The following is a 15,113-nucleotide window of genomic DNA, read 5'->3' on the forward strand; positions in this document are numbered from 1 at the left end:
AGCGTTAAGAAAGTATAACCAAATCTATGTCTTTTTTTGCCATTGACCTTAAAAGTCTGCTGAACAAATTTAGTTTTAAGATGGCCCTAAGCAAACTAAAGCTAGGCCTACCTATACAGATTGTGGTGATTTCTTTTTCTAATGCCGTTTGTACAATGGTCTGTGCCACTTCGTTATTTTTTAACTTTATGACTTCTGCCCCTAATTCCAAAGCTAGCTTCAGGTTATTGATCAAATGCCTTTGCTTGTCCAATCTTACCCTACCCGCATCTTCCTGGTGTTGTTGTACATACAGCACGATCCATTTGGAATGGTAATAGGAGGCTAATCTTGCCGTTTTTCTGATGACCGTTTTTGCGGTTTCGTGATTGGAAGAGATGCAGGCCAAAAATTTTTCGGACCTTAACTTGACTTGTTTAGGCACTTCTATATTTACTTTACGCTCTACCTGATGGGCTACTTCCTTCAGGGCCAGTTCCCGCAATTGCAGAATTTTTTCGGGCAAGAAAAAATGCTGCAATGCCTGCCCTATTTTATCTTCCCTATAAATTTTGCCTTCCTTTAACCTATTGATCAACTCATCGGCGGTAAGGTCGATATTCACAATTTCATCCGCCATTTCCAAAAGCTGATCTGGCACACGTTCCCTGATCTCAACTCCGGTGATCTTTTCCACTTCAGCATTTATACTTTCCAAATGCTGAATATTTACCGCAGAAATCACACTGATTCCGGCTTCCAAAATATCGCACACATCTTGCCACCGCTTTTCATTCTTACTGCCTTCCACATTGGTATGCGCCAGTTCATCAACAAGAACCACCTTCGGATGGCGATTTAAAATAGCCTGTAAATCCATCTCTTCCAGCTCTTTTGCCCTGTAGAATACTTTTGTACGGGGAATAATCGGAATACCATGTAATAACGGATGAGTCTCTTTTCTTAAATGGGTTTCTATATAGCCAATTTGTACATCTATTCCATTGTTTAGCAGAGAATGGGCCTCCTTAAGCATACGATAGGTTTTCCCCACACCTGGACTCATGCCAATATAAATTTTGAGCTTGCCACGCTCTGATTTCCTTAACAACGCCAAAAACTCATCTACCTTGTTTTCCATCCGCTTTCTTTAAAATGAGATTGCCAAGCTTGCCGTAACCAAGGCATTATGATTAACCAAACCATTATCTCTCACAAATAATTTATCCCTGCTATGATAGAGCTTACCTTCCAATCTTAACACTGCATTATGGATGGGCGAATAATCTAAATTCATGGCATAGCCCATTGTTCTAAATCCATTTGGCGTAGGGGAAGCGATCATCACACCGTCTTTATCTTGGTAATACTCTACTCGGGAAGCCATGGACCATTTATCGTTAAATTTATACTGGGCAACTGCTACTGGAGACAAAACCTCACTTTGGTCAGTTTGCCCTTTTACTTTTTGTTGTCTACCATAGTCAAAACCAACAGTTAAGCCCAAACGATCGGTAAGCTGTGCTGTAGCATAAAAATCATGATAAAAACGAGTTACTGCTACAGCGTCTAATCCTTCTTTACCCAAATAGTTACTATAGTTAAGTGTAATATTTGAAGTTGGCTTGTACACCAACTGTACACCTCCTGCAGGCTTACTGTTACCATCCACACGAGTAATGCGCTGCCAACCATTCAGATAGAGTAAAACGGCTGTAAATTTACCATTAGCAGTAACATAAGTAAGTTTTGCTCCCGCTTCATAATAGGGTGTATTTTCAGATGATATATTTCTGGTCAGCGCCCAACAGTCTTTAGCAATGGCGCTTTCAAAACCAATATGTGAAGGAAAAATACCTACATCCAACCATAAATTCTGTTTCTCGCTCAATTTAATGCCCATATTGGCCTCGAACACATTTTTAAGTACCCCGGTTTCGGCCGCTAAATTTGCATTGGCATAGGTACCTGCCATAAGGGCCAGATTTGCCCTTACCTTATTGCCTTCATAACTGGCTTTGATTAAACCTAAATTTAGATTAACCTCATTATGTCTATTATGTGAATACACAAAACTGGGTCTATTGTTATCGGTTGGTTTGTTAAAGTCGAAGCCATAATAAGTTTCCAGGTAGCCGGAGAATTTGATTTTCTGATTTTCTTGGGCCTGTGTGTGTAGGGCTGTAAACAAAATTACAACCATCAGCATTATTTTTTTCATCAGTATATGTTTTTTATTGGTGATAAAACTACCATGAGCATTTATTCATCTCGGTTTTGGGGCCTGGTGAACTCATGATGATTTCATTATAATATTATTAATGTAGTTTTTATTGGTATCCATTAGCCCACAAGCTTAGTTTGTTTTTAGTGGTTGAGCTAACATGGGTATTTATTTTATCTTTAATTTTTACCAGTAGAGTGCATAAGCAGCAACTACTTTATTTCATCCAAAGCCAGGTTAAGTCGTAGCACGTTAATAGTAGAAGGTCCGAAAAGTCCGAGCAATGGTCCTTTTGTATGTAGCGTCACCAGTTCAGCTATTTTCTTTTCTTCTATGTTACGGTAAGCAGCAATTCTTTTGATCTGTATTTTTGCCCCCTGTACTGAAATATCAGGATCTAGGCCACTACCAGATGCAGTAACCATATCAGCGGGAATAGCCGTCCTATCTAGACTTGGATTATATTTTAAAAGCGTATCTATCCTATTGGATACTTCTTTCAGGTACTCGGTATTAGATGGCCCTTTATTGGATCCTGCTGATCCTGCAGCATTGTAACCTACAGCCGAAGGCCGTCCCCAAAAGTATTCAGGCTTTTTAAACGATTGCCCTATCAAAGCGTAACCCACTACTCTTCCATTTTTGTAAACCTTTTCTCCCTCGCCATTACCTTTGCTTAATTTGCCCATCAAGGCAATACCTAAAGGATAAATAATACTTAATAAAACAGTCAACACCAAAGTGAGGCGAATGGACTGAACAAGATATTTTTTCATTGTAATATGATAATTAATGATTTGTGTAACGTTAGCTATATGAAACTCCTCGATCATAGAGATCAAAGCTCATATTCTTATGTTTTAAATGAATAGCCCTATCAATAGATCAATTAACTTAATGCCTATAAAAGGAGCAATAAGCCCCCCAAGACCATATACCAGTAAGTTTCTGCGCAATAATGCCGTAGCTCCAATTGGTTTATAGGCTACTCCTTTTAAAGCCAACGGAATTAATATGGGGATGATGATGGCATTAAAGATCACAGCTGATAGAATGGCGCTTTCAGGGCTATTCAAGCCCATGATATTGAGGTACTGCAAAGCCGGAATGGAAGCAATAAATAATGCGGGAACAATCGCGAAATATTTGGCCACATCATTGGCAATGGAAAAAGTAGTCAGTGTACCTCGTGTAATCAGCAATTGTTTGCCGATCTCCACAATCTCGATCAGTTTGGTAGGATCGTTATCGAGGTCTACCATATTTCCCGCTTCTTTAGCAGCCTGCGTACCACTATTCATGGCCACACCAACATCAGCCTGTGCCAAAGCAGGTGCATCATTGGTTCCATCGCCCATCATTGCCACCAATTTGCCCTGAGCCTGTTCTGCTTTAATATAATTCATCTTATCTTCAGGCCTAGCTTCTGCAATGAAGTCATCAACACCTGCTTTTTCGGCAATATATTTAGCTGTAAGCGGGTTATCTCCCGTTACCATAACGGTTTTCACGCCCATTTTACGTAAGCGCTCAAAGCGTTCGCTAATTCCCGGCTTAATGATATCCTGTAATTCGATCACCCCAAGGGCAGTCTCATTTTCTGCAAGCACCAAAGGAGTCCCTCCCTTAGAAGAAATTTGTTTTACATGTTCTTCTATTTCATTAGGAAACTGATGGCCTGCGTTTTCCACCATTTTTTTAATTGCATCAAAAGCACCTTTCCTAATGCGACGACCATTTTCTGTATCGATACCACTAGACCGTGTTTCTGCCGTAAAACTCATAAAAGTACTTCCTTCTGGTATAGTTATTCTGTTGTTGGTATTTATGGCTTCAGCCAGTTCAACAATAGACTTTCCTTCAGGTGTTTCATCTGCCAAAGAAGCTAAAACACAAGCGTTAACAAAATGAGCTTCTTCAACTCCGTTACCTGCATAAAATTGGGTGGCTTTACGATTACCAATGGTTATGGTACCTGTCTTGTCCAATAACAAAACATCAATATCTCCAGCTGTTTCTACCGCTTTGCCCGATTTGGTAATGACATTGGCCCTCAGGGCACGATCCATTCCGGCAATGCCAATAGCACTCAATAAACCACCTATGGTTGTTGGAATTAAGCACACGAAAAGTGAGATTAACGCAGCAATGGTAATGGGTGTATTGGCATAATCAGCAAAGGGCTTTAGGGTTACGCAAACCATGATAAACACCAGGGTGAAGCTCGCCAAAAGTATAATCAGTGCAATTTCATTTGGTGTTTTTTGGCGTGACGCCCCTTCTACCAAGGCAATCATCTTATCAAGAAAACTCTCTCCAGGTTGTGTAGTCACCCTTACTTTAATCCGATCTGAAAGCACTTTTGTACCACCAGTAACCGATGATTTATCTCCACCTGATTCTCTGATAACAGGTGCCGACTCGCCAGTAATGGCTGATTCGTCTATAGTGGCAATACCTTCTATGATCTCCCCATCTGTAGCAATTAAATCACCTGTTTCGCAAATGAATATATCCCCTTTTTTTAATAGGCTTGAAGAACGAATTTCATATTCGCCATTACCCAATAATAGTTTTGCTGGGGTTTCCTCTCTGGTTTTGCGTAAACTGTCTGCCTGTGCCTTTCCCCGGGCTTCGGCAATAGCCTCTGCAAAATTGGCAAACAACACCGTAAGAAAAAGAACGAAAAAGATAAAAAAATTATAGAGTGCTGATCCCTGACCATGGTGAGTAATGGAATAAACGGTTACATAAGCCATGATCAACGTACCTATCTCTACCGTAAACATTACGGGGTTTCTCACCATTTTACGCGGATCAAGTTTGATGAACGATTGCTTTAAAGCAGTTTGTACCAAGGTACGTTCGAATAATTTATGACTAGGTTTCATCAGTATATGATTATTAATTGTGTATCTATTGTTTTTAATGGTATTAATGAGCTCGCAAGCTCGGTTTGTTTTTTGACCGTAATGGAGTTAGCATGAACACATGTTCATTGCTGTTTATGAGGAGTATGCTCATGCTTACTTCATCAAAAAATAATTAAGTATAAACTTTGTTTTGTAAGGATACATGACCATTAAAACATGACATGGCTACCTCTATTTTATCATGGTAAAGTATTCTGCCAAAGGCCCTAGTGCCAATACCGGAAAATAGGAAAGTGCGTTGAGCACCACAATTACGGCCAAGGTCATAATGCCAAAGGTTAACGTGTCTGTTCTCAATGTTCCCGCAGTTTCTGGAATATATTTTTTCTTTGCCAAAAGACCTGCGATAGCAATTGGACCGATAATTGGCAGAAAACGGCCAAACATTAATACGATACCAGTCGCTACATTCCAGAACATATTATTATCAGCCAAGCCTTCAAAACCAGAGCCGTTATTGGCATTGGAAGAGGTCATTTCATAAAGCATTTCTGAAAAGCCGTGAAATCCGGTATTATTTAACCAGTGCTGTGGCTGTACGGTCCAATTGGCCTGGCCATAATGCATAAAGGTATAAGCAGACAAGGCTGTACCACCCAATATTAGTAATGGACTTAACAAAGTTATAATGGCCGCGATCTTAACTTCTCTAGCTTCGAGTTTATGCCCCAGAAATTCGGGGGTACGCCCCACCATTAAACCGGATATGAATACTGCAATGATCAGGTAGACAAAATAATTAAGTATACCTACTCCACAGCCCCCAAAAAAGGAGTTGACCATCATGCCCAAAAGCAACCAAACACCAGTTAATGGCATGGTACTGTCATGCATGCTATTTACCGATCCGGTGGAAATAATAGTGGTTACGGTGCTCCAATATGCCGATATGGCAGGTCCGAAGCGAACTTCTTTGCCTTCCATAGCTCCGCTGGCTTGCGAAATGCCCATTTTGGCAATGGCAGGGTTCCCTCCCAATTCTGAGCTTATGGTGGGAATGAGCAATAAGAACATTCCAATGGTCATTACTGAAAATATAATCCAACTTAGCTTTCTTCTTCTGATAAAAATCCCGAAAGCAATTACCATAGCCATAGGGATAATGACCTGTGCAATCAACTCTACCATATTGGTCACATAGTTAGGATTTTCAAGCGGATGGGTAGAGTTGGCCCCAAACCAACCACCTCCATTGGTACCTAAATGTTTAATGGCGATAAAAGCTGCCGCTGGGCCTCTCGATACCTGTACGGTATCTCCCTCCAAAGAAATAAATTGGTCTTTACCTTCATAACTGGTTGTAGTTCCATTAAAAGCCAAAATTAAGGCCATAAAAATGGACAAGGGCAATAACAAACGGGTAATTGACTTTACAAAGAAATTCCAAAAATTCCCCAACTTTTCGGTAGTTCTATCTCTGAATGCCTTAAACAATACAACAGCAGCAGCTATACCTGTGGCACAACTTACAAACTGCAAAAACATTAATATGAAATGCTGCGAGAAATAGCTTACCCCACTTTCTCCAGAATAGTGCTGAAGGTTACAGTTCACCACAAAACTAATAATGGTATTGAATGAAAGATCTGCTGACATTCCAGGATTACCATCGGGGTTTAAGGGCAATCGATCCTGGTAGATCAACATAAAAAAACCATACACCAACCAAAGCATATTGATGGTCAACAATGCTTTCAAATGTTGTTTCCAGTTCATTTCTTCTTTTGGCCTAATGCCAGAAAGTTTGAAAATCCCCGCTTCTAATGGATTTAAAAAATCTGTCCAAACTTTTTCTCCTGCAAATACTTTTGCCAGGTATTTCCCCAGCGGAATGGCAATAAGCAATGTAAGTAGGAATGTGGCAACAATGCCCAATAATTCTGTGTTCATTTTTTGATTAGTAATTAGAAATAGCTATAGCGACTTTGGCGATATCCTACCTGCGCTTCTACTTTTCTACGTTTTTAAAATTTTTCGGGTTTAATGAGTACGTAAACCATATATAGGAATACAGCAATCGAAATGATAAATAAGGCAGTCATCGGGTTAAATTTTTTCAAACCAGTCGATAGATCGGTATAGGATCCAGCACATGGCAATTAAGGTGAGCAATAAGAAAATAGTATTCATATAAATTGTTTTTGCACCTTGTACCAATTCATATGCCATGCAAAAAAAACAAATACAACAATATAATTATCAACAACTTAAATAAAATCACAAAATTTAAAGCACAAAAAAACCCTTCCAAAATGGAAGGGTTTTTATCAAAATGATAAGATCTGATACGCTAATTGGCAATCTGGTATTCTTCCAGTTTCCTGTATAAGGTGGTCAGGCCAATGTTTAATAACCTAGCGGTTTCTGTTTTATTACCTTTGGTATGGGCCAATACTTTTTGGATGTGTTGTTTCTCTATGGTTTGCAGGTCAAAAGCATTTGCAGAAACTTCATCTATGAAAAACTCAGCAGGTAATTGACTGGTATCAACAATTTCTCCATTGGTGAGAATTGCCAAACGTTCCATTACATTCTTAAGTTCCCGAATATTTCCCTTCCAACTGTGCTTTTGTAAAATACCTAACAGTTGGTCGTTCATTTTCAAATAGGGCCGATTGACCTTTCCTGCGAACTCTTTTAAATAATAGTTGGCCAATAAGGGAATATCTGCCTTTCTTTCCCTCAATGAGGGAAGATAAATGGTAAAAACAGATAGTCGGTAATAGAGATCAAGGCGAAAATTTCCATTATCGGTCTGGACTTTCAGATTTCTATTGGTGGCTGCAATGATGCGAACATCTACCTGATGGGTAACGGTTGCCCCCAATTTAATAAAAGATTGGTTTTCCAGTACCCGTAATAATTTGGCCTGAAGGTCCAAATTCATTTCTCCTATTTCGTCTAAGAACAGGGTACCTCCATTAGCTTCTTCAATTAGGCCCTTTTTATCTTTGTTGGCTCCCGTAAATGCTCCAGCCTTATAACCAAAAAGTTCACTTTCCAACAATTCGGGGCTAAAACCACTGCAGTTCAAAGCCACAAAGGGCTTCATTTTTCTTGGGCTTTCATAATGGATGGCCTGCGCAAAAACTTCCTTTCCAGTGCCCGTTTCACCCAATAACAGTACAGTAGTAGCCGTCATGGATACTTTTTGTGCCAGTTCTATAGCCTCTTTAATAGGTTTGCTATGCCCTAAAATATGCTTAAAACTATATCTTTTGGCTACTTTCTGTTCCAGCTCATAAACTTTATGCTGTAATTCTGCCTTTGCAAGGGCTTTATAAATCAAAGGAATGATCTTTTCATTGTCGTCACCTTTGGTCAGGTAATCGAAAGCACCATTTTTAATCGCCAAAACGGCATCGGCTATATTTCCATAGGCAGTCAAGTTGATAATTTCAACATAGGGCTTGACCATTTTTAGCTGTTTGACTAGCTCTACACCATTGGCATCGGGCAGTTTGATATCACTCAACACCACAATCACCTCATGGTTATTCAGCATTTTCAACCCTTCTCTGGCATTTTCGGCCTGAAGTACTATAAAACCTTCAAGTTCAATAATCCTTGCCAATAAACTTCTGATTTTTATTTCATCATCAATGATGAGAATAGTTGCCCCCATGTGAATGAATTTAACGGTACAATAATAAACATTACGATTGCAAATTATAGGAGAACTATTGAATAAGTATTATTTAATCACATAAACAGATTTCGTTAATGAAAGATCATTTCTCTTCCCCATGTGTGACCTTATACCAAATGTTTATCAACTTAGCTTAATGCATTTTTCAACTATCTGATTAATCCTTTTTGAAAAGATATAGGCTATGGATATTATACGGTATAAGCTAGACCAACGGTTCTGTGCTAAAAATAAAAACCTTAAATTTGTCGAATTGCTTAGCTTTTTACATGAAAAACAAACCCCTCAAAAATATACCTCCTGTTCCTTCCGTACTTATGGCCATTATCAGTGTGCAAGGGGGGGCAGCCATTGCCAAAGGCATTTTCCCATTATTAGGCGCTGCCAGTACCGCCGCCCTCCGCATTGGGCTATCTTCCATTATCCTGGTTCTGTTCAACAGACCTTCCTTTAAAAGCATTACCCGAGCACAATGGAAGGCGGTAATTCCCTATGGCATTGCCTTAGGAGCTATGAATGCTACCTTTTATCTTGCACTTTCCCGCATTCCCTTGGGCTTGGCCGTTACATTAGAATTTATTGGCCCTTTATTACTGGCTGTATTGGGTTCTAAACGTGCCATCGACTTTGTATGGGTATTGTTAGCTGCCATAGGCATTGCCCTAATTGCACCTTGGGACAGAAATAGCATAGATTTATGGGGCGCATTGCTTGCGCTCTTAGCCGGAGGTTTCTGGGCAGCCTATATTATACTTGGTGGTCGTATTTCCAAAATCATGGATGGAGGAGCTGCCGTAAGTGTTGGCATGCTCGTTGCTACTTTAGTGGTGTTACCCTTTGCACTTTTTAGCGGTACCCTGGTCAATCTAAGTCCCGCTTTACTAGGGTTGGGCCTAGCTTTGGCGCTGCTGTCGAGTGCCATTCCCTTTACCCTGGAAATGAACGCACTAAAGCATATTCCGGCACGTACCTTTAGTATACTCATGAGCTTAGAACCTGCAGTAGCTGCTCTTTGTGGACTCCTATTTCTTCATGAACACCTTTCTTTTTTTGAATGGACCGCTATTGCATTGGTGGTAATAGCCAGTACTGGTGCTGCTTGGAGCAACAAGAAAGTCAGTGCAATTGATTAACGGAAATACCTCATTACCAAATGTACTTCACTATGCTAAACCCTATTCGGCATATCACAGTGTGATGCAGCTACGATTCAAAAAATGTATCATCTCTGATTACTTCTTCTACAATCACAAAAAGATCTTTTTTCATACTACGATAAGCGATGGTTAGCTCTTTCATTGAATTTTCCAGATGAATTTGTTTGGTTTCCAGACTTTCCGAATTTTCGGGAACAATATCTTCTGCCATTAATTCCAGCTGAGTGATCTGCTCGCTGATCTGTTTATCTGCCTGATGTCTTTCTTCCTCGAGATCAATCAATCTATTTTCCATTAGTTTTAATTTATCAATAAAGACAGGAGCGGACAGCCTCACAAAATAATCATCCAATAAATGGTGAAAAAAAGTAGCTTCGATCTTAAAAAATTCAAGATCTGAAATCCAATTTTTGGCAATAAGATAATATTGCAGTGAACGTGCGGACAAGTTTACTGGTGCTTTCATGGTTATATATTTTAACTTAGAAGCTGCTCAAAAATAAAATCTGGATTCCTGAACAGCCTAAGGGTTATTCGATATCGATCTCTTTTTTATCTTTTCCTTTTTTAAAAGATTTCTTAAGGTTTATCTTGAGCAAACCATCTTCATAGCTCGCTTTCATGTGCTCTTCCTCAAGATTATCTGGCAGGCTAAAACTTCTGGAGAATGAAGAACTGGAAAATTCTTTCCTTGTGTAATTTTTATTTTCTTCATTATGCTCACTACTGGTCTCTGCACTAATGGTCAACGTTCCGTTTTCGGTTGTAATCTTAAAATCTCCTTTTTTAAATCCTGGAGCTGCAACCTCTATTTTATAACTATCTTCCTCATCACGTATGTTAACTGCCGGTATCAATTCACTGCCCGCAAAAGGCCTGTTAAAGACATCGGTATTAAAAATATCTTCCATCACCGACCGTAGAGATAAAAAACCATTCGATTTCACTAAATTTTTCATGATCATTATTTTAATTCAACAACTCAAAATTAAATCTAATGTTATATCTGTAAAATGATGGCGGTTAAGCATTGTGTTGACCGTTGTCATTTCCACCTATTCTGCCTGCCCAAGCTTAGTATCAAATTGTTTATTACCCTATGCTAGCTTTTGAACATCTTTTTATAAAACCAATGTTTCAACAGCTCTGCAGACATAATATAAGCAGCAACAATTAGCAACATATAGAGATAAAAAGAAAACGGTAAATGTATAAAGCCAAACCAAGAGGCAGCTGGTGTATAAGGTAGCACCAATACCACAGCCAATATTAAGATAGTAGCCAAAGCAAGATATTTACCTGGCAAGCTTTTAAAAAATGGCAAGCGTGTTCGTACCACCAACACAATAAGTGTCGCTGAGATAACCGATTCGGTAAACCAACCTGTCTGAAATACCTTTTCATCGGCATGTAGTATATATAACAGCACATAAAAGGTTAAATAATCAAATACAGAACTTAAGAGGCCAAAAATGATCATAAAGCGCTTAATGAAACTCAAGTCCCAACGTTGCGGTGCCTGAATATTTATTTCATCTACACGGTCTGTAGCAATGGTCATCTCCGGAAAATCGGTCAACAGGTTGGTTAATAAGATCTGTTTGGGCAGTAAGGGCAAAAAAGACAGAAACAAAGAAGCACCTGCCATGCTAAACATATTTCCAAAGTTTGCACTGGTGGCCATAAAAATATATTTCATGGTATTGGTAAAAGTTTTACGTCCCTCAACAACACCTTTAATAAGCACATCCAGTCCATGGCTCAACAGCACAATATCAGCCGCCTGTTTGGCGACATCTACAGCAGTATCTACAGAAATACCTACATCAGCCGTGTGGAGTGCCGGGGCATCATTAATGCCATCTCCAATAAATCCAACGACGTGACCTGCCTTTTTCAGTACTACGATAATCCTTTCCTTCTGATTGGGTTCTACTTCGGCAAAAATATCGGTCAATACGGCCTTGTGCATTAAGGCAGCATTGCTCATCTTTTGTATGGCAGCTCCGGTGAGGATCACAGGTTCCTTAAGTCCTACTTGAAGCGCCAAGCTTTTGGCCACCAAGGCATTGTCTCCCGTAATAATTTTAAGGCTTACGCCAAGTTGGCCAAGCTGGGCAATGGTTGCAGACACGTTGGCCTTAGGTGGATCAAAAAGTGTAATAAAGCCCAAGAATATCATTTCCTTTTCATCGCCCCTATCAAAATCATGATTTTTATCTCCTTTTTTATAGGCCAGTCCCAAAGTACGAAAACCCGAATTACTGAACTCTTCATACAGCTTCAACAACTCAATCCGATGTTTTTCTATATCTTCCAATGCACCATTGGACAGCTCTACCTGTGAACAAACCGACAAAATGCTGTTCAGTGCCCCCTTAGAAATAACCAGATTTCCTTCTTCACCATTTACCTGTATAGTGAGCCGTTTCCTAATAAAATCATAAGGCACTTCTGCCTGAACCTTAAAAGTGCCTTTTTCACCTTTATAACCTAGGCATATGGCTTCATCTATTGGGTTATGAAACCCTTGTTGCAGCGAGGCATTAAGCCAAGCATATTGGCTTACTTTTTCACTATGTATACCGTCTGCACTTAAGGTGCCCTTTAGATTTACTTTTCCATCGGTAATCGTACCCGTCTTATCAGAGCATAAAATGTTCATACTGCCCAAATTTTCAATAGAGGACAAACGTTTTACGATGACCTGCTGATTGGCCATACGCTTTGCCCCTTTTGCCAAGTTAACGCTAACTATCGCTGGCAGTAACTGGGGCGTTAGCCCAACCGCAAGGGCCAACGAAAACAAGAAAGAATCCAATACGGGCTTATGTAATAATACATTAAGGGCAAAAATGATGATCACCAGTATAAGCGTAATTTCCATTAACATATAGCCAAACCTCTTGATGCCTCTTTCAAAGTCGGTTTCGGGTATGCGCGTTTGCAATTGTGCAGAAATTTTTCCAAACTCCGTTTCTTTGGCCGTATGAATAATCAATGCGGTTGCCTTACCACTAATGATATGGGATCCCATAAACAGGGAATTGCTTCTTTTTGACAAAGGTGTATTGGGGGGCAATACCTCACAATTTTTTTCTACTGGATAGGTTTCACCCGTAAATGCTGCTTCATCTACAAATAGTTCCTGCGAGTCCAACAGTAAAGCGTCGCCCGGCACAATATCTCCTGCAGTGAGCAGCACTACATCTCCCGGCACCACTGCTTCGATAGGTAATTCAACAGGTTTACCTGCTCTTACTACCGTACATCGTATCTGAACCATTTTAAGTAATTCCCTTACCGCATTTGCTGCACCACGCTCTTGCCAAAAACCTAAAATGCTGCTGATGATTACTATGATCAAGATAATGATCATGTCTGCAACATCGCCTAAAAAAGCAGATAATATTGCAGCCCCGATCAGCAATAAGGTTACCGGACTTTTAAACTGGAGCAGAAACAGTAAAATTCCAGATGTAGAGCGCTGATCTTTTATGGTATTTGGTCCATATTGTTTGGTACGGTCTGCCACTTGTTCTGTGTCCAGGCCTTTTAAATCTACAGATAGCATGGACAAAGCTTCCTGCTGACTTAGATGCCAAAATTTTTGCATTGCGGGGGTAGGTACTTTTTTCATGTTTCATCATTTACAGTTGTGTGTAGAACAACTTGGTTAAAGTACTTCCATCATCAAGTAAGATGAGGCATTAATTCCTATTAAAGTTCATCAAAAAAATTCAATAAACCATATAACGAATATTACTTAGATGCATGGCCCATGAAATCATATATCACTGACTACCATTAAAATACAACTAACCCGATCTCTTGCGATAGTTTAGAATAGCCCATCCATTAAAAAATACTGCAAAACAAAGCATCGAAAAAATATGGTACTTAATGTCGGCAAGACCACTACCTTTTAACATCACCATACGCATTACTTCTATAAAATAAGATACCGGATTAAATTTGGTAATGACTTGTGCCCATTCCGGCATACTTTCTATTGGGGTGTACAATCCGCTTAACAGGTTAAAAATCATGGTCACAAAAAAAGAGACCAACATAGATTGTTGTTGCGTTTGGGCATAAGTAGAAAGCAATAGCCCTAAACCTAATATGGCTATGAGATATATAGTGGCAAAAATATAGATGGTACTATAATGCCCTAAAGGTATAATACCATACACCAGCCTGGCCAAAATTAGCCCCATGGTTAAAACAGATATGGCCAACAGCCAAAAAGGAACAAGTTTTCCTATAATAAACTGGGTTTTCTTTATAGGGCTTACATTGATCTGTTCTATCGTTCCCATTTCCTTCTCCCTCACAATATTATTTGCGGCAAATGAAGATCCTATCATGGTTACCAACATCACCAATATACCAGGAACCATAAACAAACGGTAATTCATATTGGGGTTATACCAATTAGACGAAGTTACTTCTATTACAGGCTGTGGATTAAGCTTTGGATTTTGTATCCATTTCATCCTGATCTGTTGATTGTAGTCTTGTAATATGCCCTGAATATAGGCGGCTCCCAGACCCGCCTTAACTCCATTAATTGCATTGACCGATATTAATAGATCTGCTGCATTTTCCTTGACCAACCTACGCTGAAACTGTGCAGGAATTTCAATTAACAGATCGGTTTTATCTTGTTCTATTGCCTTTAATCCCTGGGTGTAGGTGGTACTGTAATCTTTTAGCTTAAAATAACCAGAGGATATAATCTTATCGATCATCATACGAGAATAAACGGATCGGTCATGGTCAACCACACCTAGATTTATATTCTTGATCTCATAATCTGCCGCTAGAGGGAGTATCAAGAGCTGAACCATAGGCATGATAAACAATATTCTAAAAATTGCGGGGTCACGAAATATCTGCAACAGTTCTTTTTTGAGCAAAAACTTTAAAATTCTCATAACCTGATTTTAAATTGATGAATACTGATGCCCAATAGGGCTCCCGTCATGCCAACCAGAATAAGGGTTTCTTTCCAAACCGCCGCAAAGCCAAGTCCTTTTATCATTACGGCTGCATTCTTAAACAAAACAACAAAGGATCATGACAAAACGAGCTTGCAATATGATTATGCCAAAATAGGAAAAGTGTTAGACAGTATACTAATGCGTAATGGAGAGTCTTGGGAAAAA

13 protein-coding genes are annotated in these 15,113 nt (G+C 39.5%); 2 read left to right on the forward strand and 11 right to left on the reverse strand.

All coding sequences use genetic code 11. From position 1 onward, the window contains the following. Window positions 1-4 precede the first annotated feature (4 nt). The 7 genes from JHD79_RS04670 to JHD79_RS04700 form a co-directional block, all read right to left on the reverse strand. Window positions 5-1,120, reverse strand: coding sequence for a sensor protein KdpD (locus tag JHD79_RS04670; protein WP_199118039.1), 1,116 nt, complete (start codon window positions 1,118-1,120; stop codon window positions 5-7). A 9-nt stretch (window positions 1,121-1,129) separates the two neighbouring features. Further along, window positions 1,130-2,200 (reverse strand): porin, encoded by a 1,071-nt coding sequence (locus JHD79_RS04675; protein ID WP_199118040.1) that lies wholly within the window; start codon window positions 2,198-2,200, stop codon window positions 1,130-1,132. A gap of 215 nt (window positions 2,201-2,415) precedes the next feature. Further along, window positions 2,416-2,979, reverse strand: a complete 564-nt coding sequence (locus JHD79_RS04680) for a K(+)-transporting ATPase subunit C (RefSeq protein WP_199118041.1) — start codon at window positions 2,977-2,979, stop codon at window positions 2,416-2,418. 84 nt (window positions 2,980-3,063) lie between these two features. After that, complete coding sequence (kdpB, locus tag JHD79_RS04685; protein ID WP_199118042.1) at window positions 3,064-5,094, reverse strand: potassium-transporting ATPase subunit KdpB; 2,031 nt, start codon at window positions 5,092-5,094, stop codon at window positions 3,064-3,066. Between the two features lie 213 nt (window positions 5,095-5,307). After that, window positions 5,308-7,026: a potassium-transporting ATPase subunit KdpA gene (gene kdpA, locus JHD79_RS04690; protein WP_199118043.1), complete on the reverse strand. Its 1,719-nt coding sequence runs from the start codon at window positions 7,024-7,026 to the stop codon at window positions 5,308-5,310. A 74-nt stretch (window positions 7,027-7,100) separates the two neighbouring features. Then, window positions 7,101-7,178, reverse strand: a complete 78-nt coding sequence (locus JHD79_RS04695) for a potassium-transporting ATPase subunit F (RefSeq protein WP_199118057.1) — start codon at window positions 7,176-7,178, stop codon at window positions 7,101-7,103. Between the two features lie 248 nt (window positions 7,179-7,426). After that, window positions 7,427-8,761 (reverse strand): sigma-54 dependent transcriptional regulator, encoded by a 1,335-nt coding sequence (locus tag JHD79_RS04700; protein WP_199118044.1) that lies wholly within the window; start codon window positions 8,759-8,761, stop codon window positions 7,427-7,429. Window positions 8,762-9,054: 293 nt separating this feature from the next. On the opposite strand from JHD79_RS04700, the gene JHD79_RS04705 reads away from it, so the two are divergent. Continuing rightward, complete coding sequence (locus JHD79_RS04705; protein ID WP_199118045.1) at window positions 9,055-9,918, forward strand: DMT family transporter; 864 nt, start codon at window positions 9,055-9,057, stop codon at window positions 9,916-9,918. Window positions 9,919-9,988: 70 nt separating this feature from the next. Here JHD79_RS04705 and JHD79_RS04710 read toward each other — a convergent pair whose 3' ends face one another. From JHD79_RS04710 to JHD79_RS04725, 4 genes are all read right to left on the reverse strand, one after another. Then, window positions 9,989-10,408 (reverse strand): hypothetical protein, encoded by a 420-nt coding sequence (locus tag JHD79_RS04710; RefSeq protein WP_199118046.1) that lies wholly within the window; start codon window positions 10,406-10,408, stop codon window positions 9,989-9,991. Between the two features lie 64 nt (window positions 10,409-10,472). Continuing rightward, the gene (locus JHD79_RS04715) at window positions 10,473-10,901 is read right to left on the reverse strand and encodes an Hsp20/alpha crystallin family protein (RefSeq protein WP_199118047.1); all 429 of its coding nucleotides are present in this window, start codon (window positions 10,899-10,901) and stop codon (window positions 10,473-10,475) included. Window positions 10,902-11,044: 143 nt separating this feature from the next. After that, complete coding sequence (gene mgtA / locus JHD79_RS04720; protein WP_199118048.1) at window positions 11,045-13,582, reverse strand: magnesium-translocating P-type ATPase; 2,538 nt, start codon at window positions 13,580-13,582, stop codon at window positions 11,045-11,047. Between the two features lie 178 nt (window positions 13,583-13,760). Further along, complete coding sequence (locus JHD79_RS04725) at window positions 13,761-14,882, reverse strand: ABC transporter permease (protein WP_199118049.1); 1,122 nt, start codon at window positions 14,880-14,882, stop codon at window positions 13,761-13,763. A gap of 27 nt (window positions 14,883-14,909) precedes the next feature. On the opposite strand from JHD79_RS04725, the gene JHD79_RS22715 reads away from it, so the two are divergent. Then, a partial coding sequence (locus tag JHD79_RS22715; protein WP_233164567.1) for a hypothetical protein occupies window positions 14,910-15,113 on the forward strand: 204 nt, incomplete at its 3' end.

This window comes from Pedobacter sp. ASV28 (genome assembly GCF_016428855.1).
Classification (GTDB): Bacteria; Bacteroidota; Bacteroidia; order Sphingobacteriales; family Sphingobacteriaceae; genus Pedobacter.

Coding starts and splice junctions, on each gene's coding strand:
- JHD79_RS04710 (WP_199118046.1), bottom strand. CDS start 10,408: ATGAAAGCACCAGTAAACTTGTCCGCACGTTCACTGCAATATTATCTT.
- JHD79_RS04695 (WP_199118057.1), bottom strand. CDS start 7,178: ATGACTGCCTTATTTATCATTTCGATTGCTGTATTCCTATATATGGTT.
- mgtA (WP_199118048.1), bottom strand. CDS start 13,582: ATGAAAAAAGTACCTACCCCCGCAATGCAAAAATTTTGGCATCTAAGT.
- JHD79_RS04670 (WP_199118039.1), bottom strand. CDS start 1,120: ATGGAAAACAAGGTAGATGAGTTTTTGGCGTTGTTAAGGAAATCAGAG.
- JHD79_RS04715 (WP_199118047.1), bottom strand. CDS start 10,901: ATGAAAAATTTAGTGAAATCGAATGGTTTTTTATCTCTACGGTCGGTG.
- JHD79_RS04700 (WP_199118044.1), bottom strand. CDS start 8,761: ATGGGGGCAACTATTCTCATCATTGATGATGAAATAAAAATCAGAAGT.
- JHD79_RS04675 (WP_199118040.1), bottom strand. CDS start 2,200: ATGAAAAAAATAATGCTGATGGTTGTAATTTTGTTTACAGCCCTACAC.
- kdpA (WP_199118043.1), bottom strand. CDS start 7,026: ATGAACACAGAATTATTGGGCATTGTTGCCACATTCCTACTTACATTG.
- JHD79_RS04705 (WP_199118045.1), top strand. CDS start 9,055: ATGAAAAACAAACCCCTCAAAAATATACCTCCTGTTCCTTCCGTACTT.
- kdpB (WP_199118042.1), bottom strand. CDS start 5,094: ATGAAACCTAGTCATAAATTATTCGAACGTACCTTGGTACAAACTGCT.
- JHD79_RS04725 (WP_199118049.1), bottom strand. CDS start 14,882: ATGAGAATTTTAAAGTTTTTGCTCAAAAAAGAACTGTTGCAGATATTT.
- JHD79_RS04680 (WP_199118041.1), bottom strand. CDS start 2,979: ATGAAAAAATATCTTGTTCAGTCCATTCGCCTCACTTTGGTGTTGACT.